The following is a 17,725-nucleotide window of genomic DNA, read 5'->3' as shown; positions in this document are numbered from 1 at the left end:
CCTGTTACAGCTTCCATTGATTCTGCTTTCCTGTAAAGCAACAGATAAGTGCTTAAAATTATGAACTCAATACGTACCATCTTGATTGCAAACCGTGGCGAAATTGCCATTCGTGTCATGCGTGCCGCCTCAGAAATGGGCATTCGTACAGTAGCAATTTATGCCGAAGAAGATAAACACGCATTACATCGCTTTAAAGCGGATGAGTCTTACTGCGTCGGACAAGGAAAAAAACCGATTGCTGCCTATCTGGATATTGCGGACATTATCCGTATTGCCAAGCAGGCAAATGTAGATGCCATTCATCCTGGTTATGGCTTTTTGTCAGAAAATCCTGAATTTGCTGAAGCCTGTGCCGAAGCAGGTATCCAGTTTATTGGCCCTAAGGCAGAGGTCATGCGCCAGTTAGGCAATAAAGTCATGGCACGTAATGTAGCTGTGGTCGCAGGTGTTCCTGTAGTCCCTGCTACGGGGGCTTTACCAGCAGATTTACAACAATGCCAGCTTGTCGCTGCCGAAGTTGGATACCCACTGATGCTAAAAGCCAGCTGGGGTGGTGGTGGCCGTGGTATGCGTGTGGTCGAACATGAAAATGAACTTCAGGATGCCATTGAAGTAGCTCGCCGTGAAGCCAAGGCTGCTTTTGGAAATGATGAAGTCTATCTGGAAAAACTGGTGAGACGCGCTCGCCACGTTGAAGTTCAGATTATGGGAGATCGACAGGGCAATATCGTACATTTATTTGAGCGTGATTGTACCGTTCAGCGCCGCAATCAGAAAGTGGTCGAACGTGCTCCGGCACCGTACTTAAATGACCTACAACGACATAAATTATGCGAAGCTGCGCTGAGACTGGCGCGTGCAGTTGGTTATACCCATGCAGGCACAGTCGAGTTCCTGATGGATGCCGATACAGAAGCGTTCTATTTTATTGAGGTCAATCCTCGCATTCAGGTTGAACATACGGTTACGGAAGAAGTGACAGGCATTGATATTGTTAAAGCACAAATCCAGATTACCGAAGGGATTTGCATTGGCAGTGAACAAAGCTATGTCCCGCAACAAGAGCAAATTAAGCTATTGGGACATGCGTTACAGTGCCGATTGACCACCGAAGACCCTAAAAATGGCTTTATGCCAGATTATGGACGCTTAACAGCATTCCGTAGTGCGACAGGTTTTGGGGTTCGGGTGGATAGCGGGACGGCGTATACTGGCGCGGTTGTGACACCTTATTACGACTCCTTACTTGCCAAAGTTACAGTCAGAGGCATGAGTTCCGATGAAGCCAATAACCGCATGGTACGTGCCTTAAAAGAATTCCGTATTCGTGGCGTGTCCAACAATCTGGCCTTTCTTGAGAATGTGATTACCCATCCACTCTTTACCTCAGGACAATGTACGACGCGTTTTATTGACACAACACCTGAGCTTTTTGAGTTAGTACCAAAACAGGATCGGGCAACCCGACTGCTTGAATTTTTAGGCAATATTACGGTGAATGGCAATCCCGAGATGCAAGGGCGTCAATTACCAACAGCTTTTCCACTGATGGTTAATACTCCAGATTTTAAACTGGCATCACCAGCACCAACGGGAACGCGAGATCAGTTCAAACTATTGGGGGCAGAAGGTTTTTCTCAATGGATGCTTGATCAGAAACAGGCATTGATCACTGATACCACCATGCGCGATGCGCACCAGTCTTTATTTGCAACCCGCATGCGAAGTGCGGATATGTTGGCAGTTGCGCCTTATTATTCACAGATGGCAAATGAGCTATTTTCACTGGAATGCTGGGGTGGTGCGACCTTTGATGTTGCAATGCGTTTTCTAAAAGAAGACCCGTGGGAACGTTTAGCCAGGTTGCGCGAAGCCATTCCAAATATTCTCTTTCAAATGTTACTCCGTTCTTCCAATGCGGTGGGCTATACCAACTATGCAGACAATGTAGTTCAGCATTTTATTGCTCAGGCTGCCAAAGGTGGCATCGACCTGTTCCGTGTTTTTGACTCGTTGAATGCCGTGGATAATATGCGGGTGGCGATTGATGCCGTACGCGAATCGGGCATGTTATGTGAAACTGCAATTTGTTATACCAGCGATATTCATGATAACAGTCGTCGCTATAACCTGAAATATTATGTAGAGATGGCAAAACAGCTTGAAAAAGCAGGTGCCAATATTCTTGCAATCAAAGATATGGTAGGAATCTGTAAACCCAATGCGGCGCGTGAACTGATTCGGGCATTGAAAGAGGAAACGGGATTACCTGTTCATTTCCACACCCATGATACCAGTGGCATTGCGGCAGCCAGTATCTTGGCTGCAATTGATGCAGGAGTAGATGTGGTGGATACCGCTATGGATGCAATGAGTGGTTTAACCTCACAGCCAAGCATGGGCTCCATTGTCGCTGCTTTAAAACATACCGAACGCGATTCAGGTCTTAACCCGCAAAATCTACAGCAAATCTCGACCTACTGGGAAGATGTACGCCGAATTTATGCGCCCTTTGAAGCAGATATGCGAGCAGGTACCGCAGATGTTTATCACCATGAAATGCCAGGTGGACAATATACCAATCTACGCGAACAGGCACGTTCTTTAGGGCTTGAGCATCGCTGGTCTGAGGTGTCGGATGCTTATGCGCAAGTGAATTTACTGTTTGGAGATATCGTCAAAGTTACCCCAACCTCCAAAGTGGTAGGCGATATGGCTTTGTTTATGGTATCCAATCACCTCACAGCAGAGGATATTAGCAATCCCGCCTTAGACATTGATTTCCCAGAATCGGTGGTGTCCTTGTTTAAAGGGGAACTGGGAACACCTGCACATGGTTTTCCAGTCGCCTTGCAGCAGAAGGTACTGAAAGGAACGGCGCCACTGCACGATCGTCCTGGTGCAATCATGCCTGCTGTTGATTTGGCCCAGCAAAAACAGGACTTACGCAATATTTTTGGCGATTTAATTGATGATCAGGCCTTGGCATCTTATCTGATGTATCCAAAAGTTTTTAATGAGTTTATGCAGCATAAGCTTAAGTTTGGCACAGTTTCTACTCTTCCATCCTCCGCTTTTTTCTATGGCCTAAAAGAGCAGGAAACGATTTCGGTTGAGCTTGAAGCAGGCAAGACGCTCGAAATTAAACTATTGGCACGTTCGGAAGCACGTGATGGCTGGGTCGATTTATTTATTGAACTGAATGGGCAATTACGTCTGATCCAGATTCAGCAGCAAGGTACTCAGGCAGCGCAACAACGTCCACAAGCTGATCCGATGAATCCTGCACATTTGGGTGCTTCCATGCCGGGTATGATCAGTACAATACCTGTAAAAACAGGGCAGTCCGTGTTAAAAGGTGAAACCTTATTTACCATTGAAGCCATGAAAATGGAGCTGGCGATCAAGGCAGATTCAGATTGTGTGATACAGGAAATTTTAGTTAGTCCCGGTATGCAAGTGAAGAATAAAGATCTGGTTCTGGTTCTTCAATAATTCAGTAATCGTAAATTTGATAAGTGATCAAGATGATGATAAGCAAAAGAAATGCAACTTTAATAGGACTCATCGCTGTCCTGCTATGGAGTTCGATTGTCGGGCTGATTCGTAGTGTCAGTGAAAGTCTGGGAGCAACTGGCGGAGCTGCCATGATATACAGCGTTGCTTCGATGTTCCTATTATTTAGCATTGGATTTCCCAAGCTGCGTGAATTTCCGCGCAAGTATCTGATTTGGGGCAGCTTGCTTTTCGTTTCCTATGAGCTTTGTCTGGCCTTGTCGATTGGTTATGCCAATACCAACCGACAAGCCATTGAAGTCGGTATGGTCAACTATTTATGGCCAGCACTGACAATGGTCTGCGCCATTCTGTTTAATCATCAAAAATCAAATTTACTGATTATCCCTGGTTTTGTTCTTGCCATTGTTGGAATTTGCTGGGTGCTTGGGGGTGATCAAGGGCTTGATCTCGCCAGCATGGGGGCAAATATTCAAGATAATCCTTTGAGCTATGGGCTGGCCTTTATCGGTGCACTGATCTGGGCTGCTTATTGCACCGTGACAGCCAGAATTGCCAATGGTAAGAACGGTGTCACCCTGTTTTTTATGCTCACGGCGGTGGTGTTATGGATCAAGTACCTGTCTATGGGTGCCGAACCAATGCATTTTGATATGCATGCGCTGATTTACCTTGCGCTTGCGGCAGCCGCAATGGGCTTTGGCTATGCGGCATGGAATGTCGGCATCTTGCATGGCAATGTCACCGTACTGGCGGGCGCATCTTACTTTATTCCCGTATTTTCGGCTGCACTCGCAGCAATCGTTCTCCATACACCACTTTCAATTTCTTTCTGGCAAGGTGCCGCTATGGTATGCATTGGTTCAATTTTATGCTGGATTGCCACGCGCCAGAAATAATCACGCTTGATTTTAATGAGGTCACAAATCAAGGACATATAACAACTTAATACTTAAAAGGAAAGGGCCTCAACCCACTCAATGGCAGAAATATAAACTTTGAAATAACTTCTATTTCAACTGTTTAGTGGGTTCGGCTTGCTTGTAACTAAGGAAGTAACATATGAATAATTCTAATATTTCAGTCGAGGATGTGCCTCTAAACGCATTTCATCAGCGTCTAACGGTTTCGGTTGGCGGCGCTTCATTAATGGACGGCTATATACTTAGTATCATTGGTATTGCGCTGGTACAGATGACAGCCAACCTGCAATTAACGAATTTTTGGCAGGGAATGATTGCAACCTCCGCCCTGATCGGAATCTTTGCTGGCGGTTTATTTAGTGGCTGGCTTACCGATAAATTTGGTCGCCGCAAAATTATCTTTGTAGCGCCCGTCATTTTTCTCATCTGTTCCGTGCTGCAATTCTGGACAGATTCACCCGTCATGATTTTTGTGTTGCGATTTTTGATCGGGATTGCCATCGCAATCGACTATTCAGCTGCAACCAGTTTGTTTGTTGAGTTTGTACCTAAAAAATACCGTGGTTCGCGTCTGGCTGGCTTTACCATTTTATGGTTTGCGGGTGCAGCGATGGCGTATATTTTCGGTGACATCATTGTGCATGTTATGGGTGAAGAAGGTTGGCGCTGGGCATTGTCGAGTTCCGTGATTATTGGTGGATTGTTGCTAATTTCGCGAATGGGCACAGTTGAGTCAGCACGCTGGTTAATTACCAAAAATCGTTCCCATGATGCTGAGAGCGTGATTAAAAAAGTCTATGGTCAAAATTTTTCTCTAGCCAATTTACCGAAAGAGCCAACAACAGCAAAACTTTCACTGGGAGATATGCTGCGTATGGGCTATGGGAAACGCTTGATGTTTGTGATTATCTTCTGGACATGTGCAATCATTCCTGTGTTTGCCGTATATGCTTTCGCACCAAAAGTACTGGCGGCATTAAAACTGCAAGGGGATTGGGCAGCTTATGGTTCAGTGGCAATTACTTTATTATTTGTGATTGGCTGTATTATTGGCACCAAACTGATTGACGTCTTGGGTCGTCGTAAAATGCTGATCCATAGCTTTCTTTGGTCAGGGCTGGCCTTACTTTTTCTCGGTGCATTTTCTGATTCTTCGGAAATGGTGGTATTGGTTTTCTTTGGTGCTTATGCGTTATTTATTGGCGGCGCGCAGGTACTGGAGCTGGTTTATCCCAACGAAATTTTCCCGACAGAGTTACGTCCTTATGCTATGGGTTGGGCAGTCTCGGCAACACGTATCGGTGCGGCGATTGGCACATTTCTGGTCCCAATGTCGCTTGAAACCATTGGGATTGGCAATACCATGTATGTTGCAGCAGGCGTCACACTGGTAGGACTTATTGTATCAATCGCTTGGGCACCTGAGACCAAATCGAAAGATCTCTCTGAAGCGGCTGCGTTGAATTAAACACATTAGAACATTCCAAACGAAACAGGATATAAGTGATGAGTTATATCCTGTTTCCCTCATCAATATACTTATTTCAGTATTGGAAATGCTTTTTTAAAGAAGGGTTTAATGGCGACCCAGTTACTGGAGAGCCAGCAAATAAACGAACCAAGTGTGACCAGCATGGTCCCTTGCCAGAACGCCACAGGCAATTCAGTATCGAGTACAAACATGGCTAAAACAGAGGAAATAATTGGGGTAAAATATGATGCAACCACAAGAATTGTGATATTGCCGTGAATAATCCCGATATTCCAGGCTGCATAGCCCAATCCAACAGCAGCAGCGGCCAACAATAAATAGAGTGACAAACTCAGGTTTAAAGCAGGCATGACCAATTGATCCGTCAGTCCTAGTTTTAACCATAGTGTGAGTGCTACACCAATAAAGAAAATCGAGATCGGATTCTGTCCCTTACTCATTTTTCTGGTAACAACACAATAAAAAGCCCAGATAATCGCACCTGAAAGTGCTAAAAGATAACTCAGCGGATTATCTTTTAAATTGTTCATTACACTTTGAACACTGAACGAATCATTACCCGCCTGAATATAAATAATCCCACTAATGGAGATCAATAAGCCAAGTAAAATCAGCAAATTAAACTTTAACTCTTTGAAGATCACAAAAGCCACAATTGTTAGACTCGGCCATAAATAATTCACAATACTGACTTCAATGGCTTGCTGTGAAGTTTTGGAATAGGCAATTGCAAAGGAAAAACAAAGTTCATATACGATGAAAAGCGTGGTCGCGAGAACCAAATATTTTTTAGAAATCAGTTTTAAATTTGGAAATCTGAAAATTGCCAATACAATCAGCGTACTAAAGGTATAGATTAATGTGATGCCCATGGCAGGCCCAATAGCGGCACTCATATACTTAACCAGACCGACCATGGATGCCCACATGATAATCGCGCTTAAGCCGATGAGTGTTGCGAGATTTTTAGACATAAAAACATTCAATATAAGAAAAATTGCGGGAGAAGGAGAGAGAAAACGTAATCAGCCGTACAGAATAAAAGAATCCTGAAAACTCGAATAGGACAATTAGGACGATATATAGAAAATATTGAAATGCAGCTTTTCTTGCACAAAGCAAAATACCTGAAACAATTTTAATCGATCGTAACGCTTATTTCAGTTTTTCTACCCCATGACGCCGTTTTCGATAAGCAAATGGCGTTTCACCATATTGTTTTTTAAACCAGAGAATGAAATGCGAACCGTCAGAAAAGCCACATTCAATCGCAATATTGGTGATGTAGGCACTGGTGTTGGCCAGTAATTTACGCGCATGTTCCAGTCTTAAACGACGCCAGTAATTTGCTGGTGGTTCATTGGTATTGGCGATAAAAGCCCGATGTAATTGTCGTGGGCTGGTATTCACATGTTCAGCGACTTCTTTTAGCGTGACATGGGCGCTGAGGTTTTCGCTCATAAAGGCAATCGCTTTCGCAACCATATGATTTTCATAGGTTGCAGGATTATCTAAGGTCGTCGTTTGTTTTTCAGTAGTGGACGGTTTTTTGCCATTGATCAGCAAATAATCAAGCGTTTTTTGTGCGCGAATCTCGCCACAATGCAACCGAATTAGGTCAGCCGCCAAATCGATAGCGGTACCACCTGGACAGGTAAAAATCCCTTGGTCTTCAATATAATTCTGTTCTATCAGCGTGATGGCTTTTGGAAAACGTGTGACAAACTCATCTCGCGTAGTGAAGTGGATCGCGCATTTACGTCCATCAAGTAATCCAGCGTTACCCAATACGAAACAGCCAGAACATAATGCAATAATCGGGATCTTGGCGCTATGAAGTTGCTGCAAAGTATCTAATAGATATTCGGGCGGTTCACGGGTTTCGCTTAATAGACCACCTGCAATAACGATATAGTCATAATTGTGCTTGAGTTGTTTTAAGTCCATGTCTTTGGTGGGATTCACAGATAACCCACAACTGGCATTCACAGGTTGATTGTTATAGGTCATCCAGTCCCATTTACAATAAATCTGTAAACTTCTAAAAGATTGATCTGCTGCAAATCTAAGCGCCTCAACAAAACCAGAGACAGGTGCCAAGGTGAATTTATCCATGAGAATAAAACCCACCCGTAGATCTGGTTTTATTTTTGCAAGGCTTTCTTGCGTAGGGGAAACCTCATCATAAGCATTAGATGATAAATGCTTCATATTCTTCACCGTCACTATCCCGAAGAGCAGTGTTAAATCAAAATGATTACTTATTTTATTGAATTAACATTCCTGTATCAGCCTCATTTTAACAGGTGTAGAGACTATTTTTCTGTAAAATTGGGTCAATATTGCCCTGCAGAATTTTATAAGGATGGATTAAAAACTTAATTTGTTGAAACGTGATCGGATACTTTGCCAGTTGGTTGATAGCCAGCAAATAAAGGAGCCTAAAGTAACCATCGCAGTGCCTTGCCAGAATATCGTGGAAAGATGGGTTTGAAGCACAAACATTGCAATTACAGAAGAAATGACAGGCGTAAAATATGAAGCAATCACCAGTATGGGTATATTGCCATGAATGATGCCCACGTTCCACGCCGCATAACCGAGGCCGACAGCACTTCCTGCTAGCAGAATATACAGAAAAATCATCGGTTCGGTAGGGAAAACCAGTGGTTCATGGCTGAATAGCAGTTTTAACCATAAAGTGATCGCAAGAATAATAAAAAAGACAGAAATCGGATTATGTCCATTACTCATTTTCTTGGTCACTACACAATATGTCGTCCAAGTGATGGCTGAAAAAAATGCCAGAATATAACTGACTGGATTTGAATCAAAATTTGCAGCAATACTTTGAAAGCTAAAACCATCATTCCCAGCTTGAATGAAAATAATTCCACTGACAGAGAAAACTAAACCCACAATTATAAATAGATTAAACTTTAATTCTTTAAAAATAACAAAAGCAAAAATGGTCAGACTCGGCCATAAATAATTAATAATACTGACTTCGATGGCTTGCTGGCTGGTCTTGGTTAAAGCAATAGCAAAAGAAAAACAAAGTTCACAAGCCACAAACAGCAAGCTAGAAAGTACCAAATATTTTTTAGAAATCTTTTTAAAATCAGGAAATCTGAAAATTGTAAAAACAAGCACAGCACTACAGCTAAAAATCATGGTTATGCCTAAAGCAGGCGTGATACCTGTACTCACTTGCTTGATCAGACCGACCATGGAAGCCCACATCACTATGGCACTCAGACCAATTAAGGTCGCTATATTTTTAGGCATAAGTATGCATCATGAACTCATTGTAAAAAATCAATGAAGAGAAGAATTGATTGAAATATAAAGCAAGATAAAACAGCTAGAAATAAAGCGATATATCACTTAGGACCAAATATATAATATTCTTTTTTACTGATGAAATATAAATAAAAGTCATCATAAAAACTAAAATATTATGATGACTCGTAAACACTTTTCTATTTATATTCTTTGGCACAGTTTGCTTCAAACTGGGCCTTTTTATAAGCCTCATAAGCGGCCTTACTGATAATTACTGCGGGCTCTCTTCCCCGACGCGTAATTTCTACAGCTTGTCCTCCGGCTGCTATATCCATCAGCATGGATAACTGTGCTCTCGCATTTGAATAATTAAAACGGTCCATATTCAACTCCGTGTAATGAAAATAACGATATAAATCTCATGCTAGAGCCTGAAAATCGCTAAAAAATGCTCACCCTTGATTGATCGACAATTGGAAGATGACCCTATGGTTCGGTTTAAAATCACGATTCGGGGTAAGCTATCTAAACATTGTTAAAAAATTATAAATATAAAAAAAAGGTCAATTTATCCCATAAAACGCAAACAGCATTGAAAGTAAAAAAAGAACTAAGCCCAATTTCAAAGAAAACAATTTGCAAAGCAACCTACTGATTAATATATTTATTTTACACAAAGGATTGTTTTATATTTTTTGGTTTTTTTATTTAAATGTCCATTTCTTCATAGTATTCGCCCATTTTGTTATATGCAAGACATCGAAATGAGGACAAAAATAATAAGAAAAGGATTTTAGGAATTTCTTATGAGAAATATCGGCTCGACACCTGCTGATGATAATGGATGCGCTTGGTTTCATTTAAGCCCATCCAGACTGGTCAAACCACAACTCAAAGGAAAAGTTGAAGCAGACTGGGTCATCGTTGGCGCTGGTTTCACAGGATTATCAGCAGCCCGACAACTTGCCCTAAATTTTCCAAATGATCATATCGTTCTGGTTGAAGCACAGGAAGTCGGTTATGGCGCTTCAGGACGTAATTCAGGTTTTATGATTGATTTACCGCATGATATTGGCGCTGCGGACTATATCGGTGATATTAAAATTGCAGAAAAACATCTCAAGTTAAACTTGGCAGCACAAGGCATTATAAAAAAACTGGTTGCAGAATACAAAATTGATTGCCAGATCGAAGCTGCTGGTAAATATCAGGCTGCTGTAGAAAAACGTGGTTTGGCAGTTTTAGAAGCCTATAAAAATGGACTGGAAAAATTAGGTCAGCATTGCGAAATTATTGAAGAGCAGGATATTCCAGAACATTTTGGTACACACTTTTATAAAAAAGCACTCTACACACCAGGCACTTTATTGGTTCAACCCGCGGCTGTTGTGAAAGGATTAGCAGATAATTTGCCTCAGAATGTCACGCTATATGAAAATACGGCAATTACTCAGGTCGATTATGCAAAAAAAATTACCTTGCAATCGGCAAATGGCACCTTGATTGCAAACAAGCTTATTCTTACCAACAATGCTTTTGCCTCCCAATTCGGTTTCTTGAAAGGACGATTACTGCCAATTTTTACTTATGCCAGCATGACTCGGGTACTCACTGAAGAAGAGCAATCTGCTTTAGGTGGCAAAAAAACCTGGGGAATTATTCCTGCTGATCCATTTGGAAGTACCTTACGTAGAACACCAGATCAGCGTTTATTGGTGCGAAATAGTTTTAGTTTCAATACCGATGGCCGTAGCAAACCTCATCTTTTGCCTCGGGTCGCTCAACGCCAAAGAAAGTCTTTTGAAAATAGATTTCCAATGTTACCCAATGTCGAGTTCGAATATACCTGGGGCGGGTCGATGTGCCTGTCAAGAAATCATGAATCTTTCTTTGGTCAACTGGCACCAAATGTTTATGGTGCATTATGTTGGCAAGGCCTTGGAACCACCAAAGGCACCATCGCAGGAACATTGTTGGCGGACTGGTTAGCAGGGGAAAGAAATGAACTGATCGACTTTCTTATTTCATCACCTGGCCCAAATGCCAACCCACCACAACCGTTTTTATCACTTGGCGTAAATGTCAATTTAATGATGGGCCAATGCCGAGCAGGTCAAGAAAGTTAGATGCTAAAAAGTAAATAAAACATTGTTAGCTCATGTATTACGTGAGTCATAACAATTGTTTTCTAAAGAAAGCTGTTAAGGGATAGATAACAGTTTTATACCGTGTAGGTAAAGGAGTTTATATGCGTAATAAAATACCTTTAGAGGAAGTTCCTTTAAATAAATTTCACAAAAAACTGACCATATATTCAGCAGGTGGTCCATTTCTGGATGGCTATGTGTTAAGTATCATCGGTGTTGTAATGCTCCAGATCTCTTCTGCATTACATCTGTCTTTGTTGTGGGAAGGGTTGGTTGCTGCATCAGCACTAGTTGGAATTTTCTTTGGCGGTTTTCTAGGTGGTTGGCTAACCGATAAAATTGGTCGTAAATTACTCTATATTTTAAATCTGGTCGTGATCGTCGGTCTGTCCGTTGCTCAGTTCTGGGTTGAAACGGCGTTAATGCTGGTAATTTTGCGTTTCTTTATTGGCGCTGCTGTTGGAGCAGATTGTCCAATTGCAACGTCATTACTGGCAGAGTTCTTACCGCGTAAAAATCGTGGACCACGACTTTCAGCATTAGTTACCGCATGGTTTTTAGGTGCTGCAGCGGCATATATTATTGGTGAGTTAATTTTACAAATTGCTGGGCCAGATGCATGGCGTTGGGTACTTGCAAGTGCCATTTTGCCAGGTGCATTGTTCTTGATAGGGCGTTTAGGTACACCCGAATCTGCACGCTGGCTCGTCAGTCAAGGACGAATTGATGAAGCGGATAAAGTGATCAAAAAGATTTATGGTGCTGAATATTCTGTAGAAGATCTGTCTGAACAACAAACTGATGCAAAGAATAAAGTATCTGTGATGTCTTTATTCCACTCAGGCTATGGTAAGCGTACTTTATTCGTCGGTTTATTCTGGACCTGCTCAATCATTCCTTTATTTGCCATTTATGCTTTCGCACCGAAAGTCATGCTAGCCTTAAATTTAACTGGTGATATGGCAAAGTGGGGCGCCGTGGCGATTACGGTACTGTTCTGTGTCGGATGTGTTGCTGCAACCATGACAATCAATACAGTCGGTCGTAAAAGAATGTTATCGCACAGCTTCTTTTGGTCAGGTTTAATGTTGCTATTACTGGGCCTTTTCCCAAGCGCATCTCCTTTAATTATTCTGATTCTATTTGGTGCTTATGCCGTATTCATTGGCGGCGCTCAGGTCATGCAATATGTCTATCCAAATGAGTTATTTCCAACCGAAGTCCGAGCTACAGCAGTAGGTTTAGGCACGTCATTATCACGTATCGGCGCAGCGGCAGGAACTTACTTTGTGCCTCTATCATTGGCAAACTGGGGCATTGGAACGACCATGCTAATAGCCGCTGCCATCAGTTTAGTCGGGTTATGGGTCACACGGGCATGGGCACCCCATATTGATGTTGTAGATTTACATCAAGCTGCTTCATTAAATAACAATTAACTCCATTATATAAACCACTTTATCTAGATGATATAAAACAAATAGTTAGCTCCTTTTCTGGAGGAGCTATAGAGATTTTTTGTCTTAAAAAAATGGATAGAGTGCAATTTGCTTTAGAAAAGGCAGGTAGTACCAATGAAAACCAAGATTCCTTTAGAGGATATTCCTCTGAACTCATATCATAAAAAACTGACCTTTTATTCATCTGGAGGTCCTTTTTTAGATGGTTACGTGCTGAGTATCGTCGGTGTGGTCATGTTGCAAATGACAGATGCCTTAGCACTTACCACATTCTGGCAAGGCATGATCGCTGCTTCAGCATTAATCGGTGTATTTATTGGCGGATTTCTCGGTGGTTGGATTACTGATAAATACGGAAGAAAAGTTTTATATCTGATTGACCTGATCGCCATTATTGGCTTTTCTCTGGCTCAGTTCTGGGTTGAATCCGCGCTCATGCTTTTTATCTGGCGCCTGTTAATTGGTATTGCTGTTGGTGCTGACTACCCAATTGCAACAGCCTACCTCGCAGAATTCTTGCCTCGTAAAAATCGTGGTCCTCGTCTGGCGGCCATGGTCATGGTCTGGTTTCTTGGCGCTGCAGTCGCTTATGCAGTAGGAGAACTCATCTTAAGAATTGGTGGCGAACAAGCTTGGCGCTGGGCACTCGCCAGCGCAATCGTCCCTGGTGCTTTATTTTTAATGGTCCGTATGGGGGCCTCAGAATCACCACGCTGGTTACTGAATAAAGGGCGAATTGCAGAAGCAGATGCTGTGATTAAAAAGGTATATGGCCCAGATTATTCTCATCAGGACTTATCTGAAACAGTCGGAAATAGCTCTACCAATACCTCAGTTTGGGCACTTTTTCACTCAGGCTACGGTAAGCGCATGCTATTTGTTTCTATTTTCTGGACGTGTGCGATTTTACCTCTGTTTGCAATTTATGCCTTTGCACCGCAGGTATTAACCGCTTTAGGGCTCACAGGCGATTTGGCAGGAGTGGGTGCGGTTGCCATTACCTTCTTATTTTTTGTGGGTTGTTTTCTAGCAACGGCCCTGATCAATACCATGGGCCGTAAAAAGATGCTGTTCCATAGCTTCTTATGGTCAGGTATTGCCTTGTTTATTCTCGGTTTATATCCCGAAGCCTCACCTACAGTTGTGTTGTTACTCTTTGGTGCCTATGCGGTATTCATCGGGGGAGCTCAAGTCATGGAATATGTTTATCCAAATGAATTATTCCCTACAGAAATTCGTGCCTCCGCCGTTGGTCTAGGGACTTCTATTTCACGTATCGGTGCAGCAATCGGCACATATTTATTGCCATTTGCTCTAGCCAGTTGGGGTGTGGGTATCACCATGATTGTGGCCGCTGCTGTTTGCCTAATCGGTGCATGGTCAGCATGGGCACTCGCGCCAGATGTAGATGCCATGGATTTAAATCAGGCAGCAAGTCTAAAGCCAGTGGAAAAATAACATTTATCAAATCTCGGTCTAAACACCATAACAGGAGAACATTATGTCAAATCAGCTCGTTGTTGTACGTCAGGCAGAATCTGCAGTACTCGGTGCACCTGCACCTGCAAAGTTGCCAGTCGGTGAATTAATTGCCCAACAAAGTACGGCTCAGGATCAAAGCTCTGAAACGATTGCCGCAAGCATTGGTGTATGGGAAAGCTCACCAGGCAAGTTTAAACGTCATATTGCCAATCGTGAGTTTAGCCATATTGTCAAAGGCTGGTGCATTTTCACGCCAGAAGGGGGAGAACCTGTCGAACTTCGTGCAGGAGATGCTGTGTTATTCCCAGCCCATTGTGAAGGGGTTTGGGATATTAAAGAAGACTTCCGCAAAACTTACTGTATTTTCTAGGGTGAAATGAATGAGCGATATTCAAAGACTTCGCAGCGGTGCCCGTGCCAGTCAAGTGGTTATAAGTGGGCAACGTATTGAAACAGCTGGACTAGTAGCAAAATGTACAGACAAGGGAATAACTGAACAAACCAGTTGCGTGTTAGAGCAGCTAGAACAGTTATTAGAAGAGGCAGGTGCAGATAAAAACCGGATTATACGTGTTCAAATCTGGTTAGCAAATATGCAAGATTTTGAGGCCATGAATCAGGTTTATGATGCTTGGGTGAAAGAAATTGATAAGCCTGCTCGTGCCTGCGTCGGCGCTCAATTGGCAACGCCAGATTATTTGATTGAAATCCAAGCCACAGCGGTAGTGAATTAGATTTTATGGTCTTGCTGTGCCGATCTGGGTGTACTTCAGATCGGCATTGAAGTTGAATAAAATGTTGGGGGATATATGGGACGTTTGGCTTTAAACAGTTTAGATCAAGATATTTATGATGTTGTGGTGATTGGTGCAGGTGCTGTTGGCTGTGCATCAGCACGAGAGTTAGCCGCGCGAGGTTATCGTACTTTACTGGTCGACCGGGCTGACATTGGTGAAGGCACCTCGTCGCGTTCAAGCCGTATGTTGTATTCTGGTGTGGGATATCTGGCACCAGATTTTCCTTTATGGCAAATTCCATTTCGATTAATTTCTTTATGGAAACGCTTTCTGTATGCTCGCAATATTATGCACTGTCGGGCCGAGTTAGTTGCGGACATACCACATCGATTGACTAAACACCGCTTTCATTATCCTTTCAGAAAAGGCGACCGTTATCCACATTGGTTAATCGATTTTGGTTTTCGAATGATGGAGACGCTCACCAGCCGTGGCGTACCTCTGGCATATCGTAAAGTATCACCCGATATCGCAAAAAAGGAGAGTGCTATGGTGGCAGCGCTGAGCAAGCCATCACCTGAAGTCGCGATATTCGAAGAATATATGTATGACTGGCCTGAACGTATTTGTGTAGATACGGCCTTAGATGCTGAACGACGTGGCGCTCAGATCCGTACTTATACCAAAGTTACTCAAATTGAAAAATGTAATGAAATATGGGAAGTGACCCTAAATGAACAAGCGCCTGAAATGGATGGACAAGTCAAGATAACAACAAAAGCGATCGTTAATGCAGGTGGGCCATGGGTGGACCGGATTATCGGTGGAGGTAAAAAAGATATAAATCGAGTGCTGGGACGTAAGGGTGTCAATGTGATGGTACGCTTGCCAGATCAATGGCGTGGGCAAGGCTTAGAAGCATTTTCCAGCAAAGGTGAAACATTCTATGTATTCCCATGGCGTGAATATCATTTTATTGGCCCAACTGAATCGCTTGTGACAGATGACCCAGATAATATTCAGGTGTTAGATGCTGAAATTGACTATATTTTAGCTGAAGCGAATTTCTTGTTTCCCGATCTGAATTTGACACGCAAAGATGTAAAGCATTGCTGGTGCGGTGTGCGACCGATGTCGACATTAGATGGTCAGACAGTGAGCTTACCTGTACGTGCGATTCAGGATCCAGCTCTGGCTGGCTTGGTCACGATGACAGGCTCATACATTATGATGCATCGTCATGCTGGACGTTTGGCTGCACAATCTGTAGAAAAATATCTTGGCAAACGAAATGCACCTGCAAAAGGGATGATGTTCAAATCTCATAATCCCAAGAATGACCAAGATATTACACAAATGATTATGGAGGAGCATGTTGTCCGTCTCTCCGATCTAGTTCGTAGACGACTTTCTGACGGTCTCGATCCAGATCTAGGATTTGCTCGTGCCGAAGCGTTATCCATGATTGCTGCAAAAGCGCTAGGTTGGTCAGAACAACGCCGTCTGGCAGAACTTTCTCATTTTAAAGAAGATACTCAAAAAGTTTATCGAAAGCCTAATGAAACAAACATTTAAAAAACGGTAGGGAACATTCGAGCTGTTCCCCTCGTTAATTTATTTTTTCAACCACATGTCTTCTTTTTCTATATGCAAAAGGTGTTTCTCCATACTGCTTTTTAAACCATAAGATAAAATGTGAAGCATCTGAAAAACCACACTCTAAGGCAATAGTGGTGACATAAGCACTGGTATTTGCCAAGAGTTTTCGTGCATGTTCTAAACGCAGTCGACGCCAATAGTTAGCTGGAGGTTCATTGGTGTTGGCAATAAAAACCCGATGCAATTGACGTGGATTGGTTTTGGCGTGATCAGCAACTTCTTTTAGCGTTACATGTGCACTCAGGTTTTCACTCATAAAAGCAATGGCTCGAGAGACGGTAATATTCTCATAGGTATCTGGTTTTTCAATTTCAGGAACTACTTTGGTTTTTGGTGGTTTTTCTCCATTAATCAACAGATATTCTAGTCCTTTTTGTGCCCGAACATCGCCACAGTGTTGACGAATAAGATTGGCCGCCAAATCAATCGCAGTACCACCTGGACAGGTAAAAATCCCCCGATCTTCAACATAGGTTTTGTCTACCAATGCAATCGCATCAGGAAAACGCTGAACAAATTCATCCCGAATCGTGAAGTGTACTGCACACTTATGATGATTGAGAATACCTGCTTTTCCTAATACAAAACATGCAGAGCAGAGCGCAATAATTGGAATTTTTTGCTCATGGATTTCTTTAAGAGCATCCAGTAAACCTTGCTGCGGCTCTCGTGTTTCACTCAATAAACCACCCGCAAGCACAACGTAGTCATAATTCTTTTTCAGGTTTTCTAAATTGAAGTCTGTCGTCGGCTGGATAGTTAACCCACAACTGGCGCTGACAGAAATATTATTGTAGGTCATCCAATCCCATTTACAGTAAATTTGCAAACTACGGAAAGATTTATCCGCCGCAAATCTTAATGATTCAACCAGACCTGTAACTGGCGCTAGCGTAAATTTATTCATCAGAATAAAAGCAACCCGCATATCTGGACTAATTGGGGTTAAGCTTTCTTCAGGATCGATAATTTCTTCATAGGCATGGGCAGTTGCATTTTTCATATTGTCACCGTCAAGTTC

Annotated in this window: 14 protein-coding genes; 9 read left to right on the top strand and 5 right to left on the bottom strand. The window is 42.6% G+C overall.

Going from position 1 to position 17,725, the window contains the following annotated elements:
- Nucleotides 1–60 precede the first annotated feature (60 nt).
- From IEV36_RS02125 to IEV36_RS02115, 3 genes are all read left to right on the top strand, one after another.
- On the top strand, nt 61–3,498 hold the full coding sequence (locus IEV36_RS02125) for a pyruvate carboxylase (RefSeq protein ID WP_005257647.1): 3,438 nt from the start codon (nt 61–63) through the stop codon (nt 3,496–3,498).
- 35 nt (nt 3,499–3,533) lie between these two features.
- Nucleotides 3,534–4,418, top strand: coding sequence for an aromatic amino acid DMT transporter YddG (yddG, locus tag IEV36_RS02120; protein ID WP_032864047.1), 885 nt, complete (start codon nt 3,534–3,536; stop codon nt 4,416–4,418).
- A 163-nt stretch (nt 4,419–4,581) separates the two neighbouring features.
- Nucleotides 4,582–5,910 carry an MFS transporter gene (locus IEV36_RS02115; protein ID WP_005257643.1) on the top strand — a complete coding sequence of 443 codons (1,329 nt, stop codon included), beginning with the start codon at nt 4,582–4,584 and terminating at the stop codon, nt 5,908–5,910.
- A 71-nt stretch (nt 5,911–5,981) separates the two neighbouring features.
- On the opposite strand, the gene yddG (IEV36_RS02110) is transcribed toward IEV36_RS02115, so the two are convergent.
- The 4 genes from yddG (IEV36_RS02110) to IEV36_RS02095 all read right to left on the bottom strand — a co-directional run bounded on the left by yddG (IEV36_RS02110) (nt 5,982) and on the right by IEV36_RS02095 (nt 9,602).
- Nucleotides 5,982–6,908: an aromatic amino acid DMT transporter YddG gene (gene yddG / locus IEV36_RS02110; protein WP_005257641.1), complete on the bottom strand. Its 927-nt coding sequence runs from the start codon at nt 6,906–6,908 to the stop codon at nt 5,982–5,984.
- Nucleotides 6,909–7,089: 181 nt separating this feature from the next.
- A complete protein-coding gene (locus tag IEV36_RS02105) occupies nt 7,090–8,145 on the bottom strand; it encodes a GlxA family transcriptional regulator (RefSeq protein WP_005257639.1) in 1,056 nt (351 codons plus the stop codon).
- A 159-nt stretch (nt 8,146–8,304) separates the two neighbouring features.
- Nucleotides 8,305–9,222 carry an aromatic amino acid DMT transporter YddG gene (yddG, locus tag IEV36_RS02100; protein ID WP_032863906.1) on the bottom strand — a complete coding sequence of 306 codons (918 nt, stop codon included), beginning with the start codon at nt 9,220–9,222 and terminating at the stop codon, nt 8,305–8,307.
- Nucleotides 9,223–9,416: 194 nt separating this feature from the next.
- Nucleotides 9,417–9,602: a type II toxin-antitoxin system Phd/YefM family antitoxin gene (locus IEV36_RS02095; protein ID WP_005257636.1), complete on the bottom strand. Its 186-nt coding sequence runs from the start codon at nt 9,600–9,602 to the stop codon at nt 9,417–9,419.
- 423 nt (nt 9,603–10,025) lie between these two features.
- Between IEV36_RS02095 and IEV36_RS02090 the strand changes: the two genes are divergently transcribed.
- The 6 genes from IEV36_RS02090 to IEV36_RS02065 all read left to right on the top strand — a co-directional run bounded on the left by IEV36_RS02090 (nt 10,026) and on the right by IEV36_RS02065 (nt 16,620).
- A complete protein-coding gene (locus tag IEV36_RS02090) occupies nt 10,026–11,345 on the top strand; it encodes an NAD(P)/FAD-dependent oxidoreductase (RefSeq protein ID WP_005257635.1) in 1,320 nt (439 codons plus the stop codon).
- Nucleotides 11,346–11,467: 122 nt separating this feature from the next.
- Complete coding sequence (locus tag IEV36_RS02085; RefSeq protein WP_005257634.1) at nt 11,468–12,805, top strand: MFS transporter; 1,338 nt, start codon at nt 11,468–11,470, stop codon at nt 12,803–12,805.
- Nucleotides 12,806–12,940: 135 nt separating this feature from the next.
- The gene (locus tag IEV36_RS02080) at nt 12,941–14,284 is read left to right on the top strand and encodes an MFS transporter (protein WP_005257633.1); all 1,344 of its coding nucleotides are present in this window, start codon (nt 12,941–12,943) and stop codon (nt 14,282–14,284) included.
- 43 nt (nt 14,285–14,327) lie between these two features.
- Nucleotides 14,328–14,678 carry a cupin domain-containing protein gene (locus tag IEV36_RS02075; RefSeq protein WP_005257632.1) on the top strand — a complete coding sequence of 117 codons (351 nt, stop codon included), beginning with the start codon at nt 14,328–14,330 and terminating at the stop codon, nt 14,676–14,678.
- A gap of 10 nt (nt 14,679–14,688) precedes the next feature.
- Nucleotides 14,689–15,042, top strand: a complete 354-nt coding sequence (locus tag IEV36_RS02070; RefSeq protein WP_005257631.1) for a RidA family protein — start codon at nt 14,689–14,691, stop codon at nt 15,040–15,042.
- 75 nt (nt 15,043–15,117) lie between these two features.
- A complete protein-coding gene (locus IEV36_RS02065; protein WP_005257630.1) occupies nt 15,118–16,620 on the top strand; it encodes an FAD-dependent oxidoreductase in 1,503 nt (500 codons plus the stop codon).
- 34 nt (nt 16,621–16,654) lie between these two features.
- On the opposite strand, the gene IEV36_RS02060 is transcribed toward IEV36_RS02065, so the two are convergent.
- The gene (locus IEV36_RS02060; RefSeq protein WP_227591677.1) at nt 16,655–17,707 is read right to left on the bottom strand and encodes a GlxA family transcriptional regulator; all 1,053 of its coding nucleotides are present in this window, start codon (nt 17,705–17,707) and stop codon (nt 16,655–16,657) included.
- Between the last annotated feature and the right edge of the window lie 18 nt (nt 17,708–17,725).

Source organism: Acinetobacter vivianii, from assembly GCF_014635885.1.
GTDB classification, from domain to species: Bacteria; Pseudomonadota; Gammaproteobacteria; order Pseudomonadales; family Moraxellaceae; genus Acinetobacter; species Acinetobacter vivianii.
This window is presented reverse-complemented; position numbering and strand designations above follow the sequence as displayed.

Coding starts and splice junctions, on each gene's coding strand:
- IEV36_RS02095 (WP_005257636.1), bottom strand. CDS start 9,602: ATGGACCGTTTTAATTATTCAAATGCGAGAGCACAGTTATCCATGCTG.
- IEV36_RS02065 (WP_005257630.1), top strand. CDS start 15,118: ATGGGACGTTTGGCTTTAAACAGTTTAGATCAAGATATTTATGATGTT.
- IEV36_RS02125 (WP_005257647.1), top strand. CDS start 61: ATGAACTCAATACGTACCATCTTGATTGCAAACCGTGGCGAAATTGCC.
- IEV36_RS02115 (WP_005257643.1), top strand. CDS start 4,582: ATGAATAATTCTAATATTTCAGTCGAGGATGTGCCTCTAAACGCATTT.
- IEV36_RS02070 (WP_005257631.1), top strand. CDS start 14,689: ATGAGCGATATTCAAAGACTTCGCAGCGGTGCCCGTGCCAGTCAAGTG.
- IEV36_RS02060 (WP_227591677.1), bottom strand. CDS start 17,707: ATGAAAAATGCAACTGCCCATGCCTATGAAGAAATTATCGATCCTGAA.
- IEV36_RS02080 (WP_005257633.1), top strand. CDS start 12,941: ATGAAAACCAAGATTCCTTTAGAGGATATTCCTCTGAACTCATATCAT.
- IEV36_RS02085 (WP_005257634.1), top strand. CDS start 11,468: ATGCGTAATAAAATACCTTTAGAGGAAGTTCCTTTAAATAAATTTCAC.
- yddG (WP_032863906.1), bottom strand. CDS start 9,222: ATGCCTAAAAATATAGCGACCTTAATTGGTCTGAGTGCCATAGTGATG.
- IEV36_RS02105 (WP_005257639.1), bottom strand. CDS start 8,145: ATGAAGCATTTATCATCTAATGCTTATGATGAGGTTTCCCCTACGCAA.
- IEV36_RS02075 (WP_005257632.1), top strand. CDS start 14,328: ATGTCAAATCAGCTCGTTGTTGTACGTCAGGCAGAATCTGCAGTACTC.
- yddG (WP_005257641.1), bottom strand. CDS start 6,908: ATGTCTAAAAATCTCGCAACACTCATCGGCTTAAGCGCGATTATCATG.
- IEV36_RS02090 (WP_005257635.1), top strand. CDS start 10,026: ATGAGAAATATCGGCTCGACACCTGCTGATGATAATGGATGCGCTTGG.
- yddG (WP_032864047.1), top strand. CDS start 3,534: ATGATAAGCAAAAGAAATGCAACTTTAATAGGACTCATCGCTGTCCTG.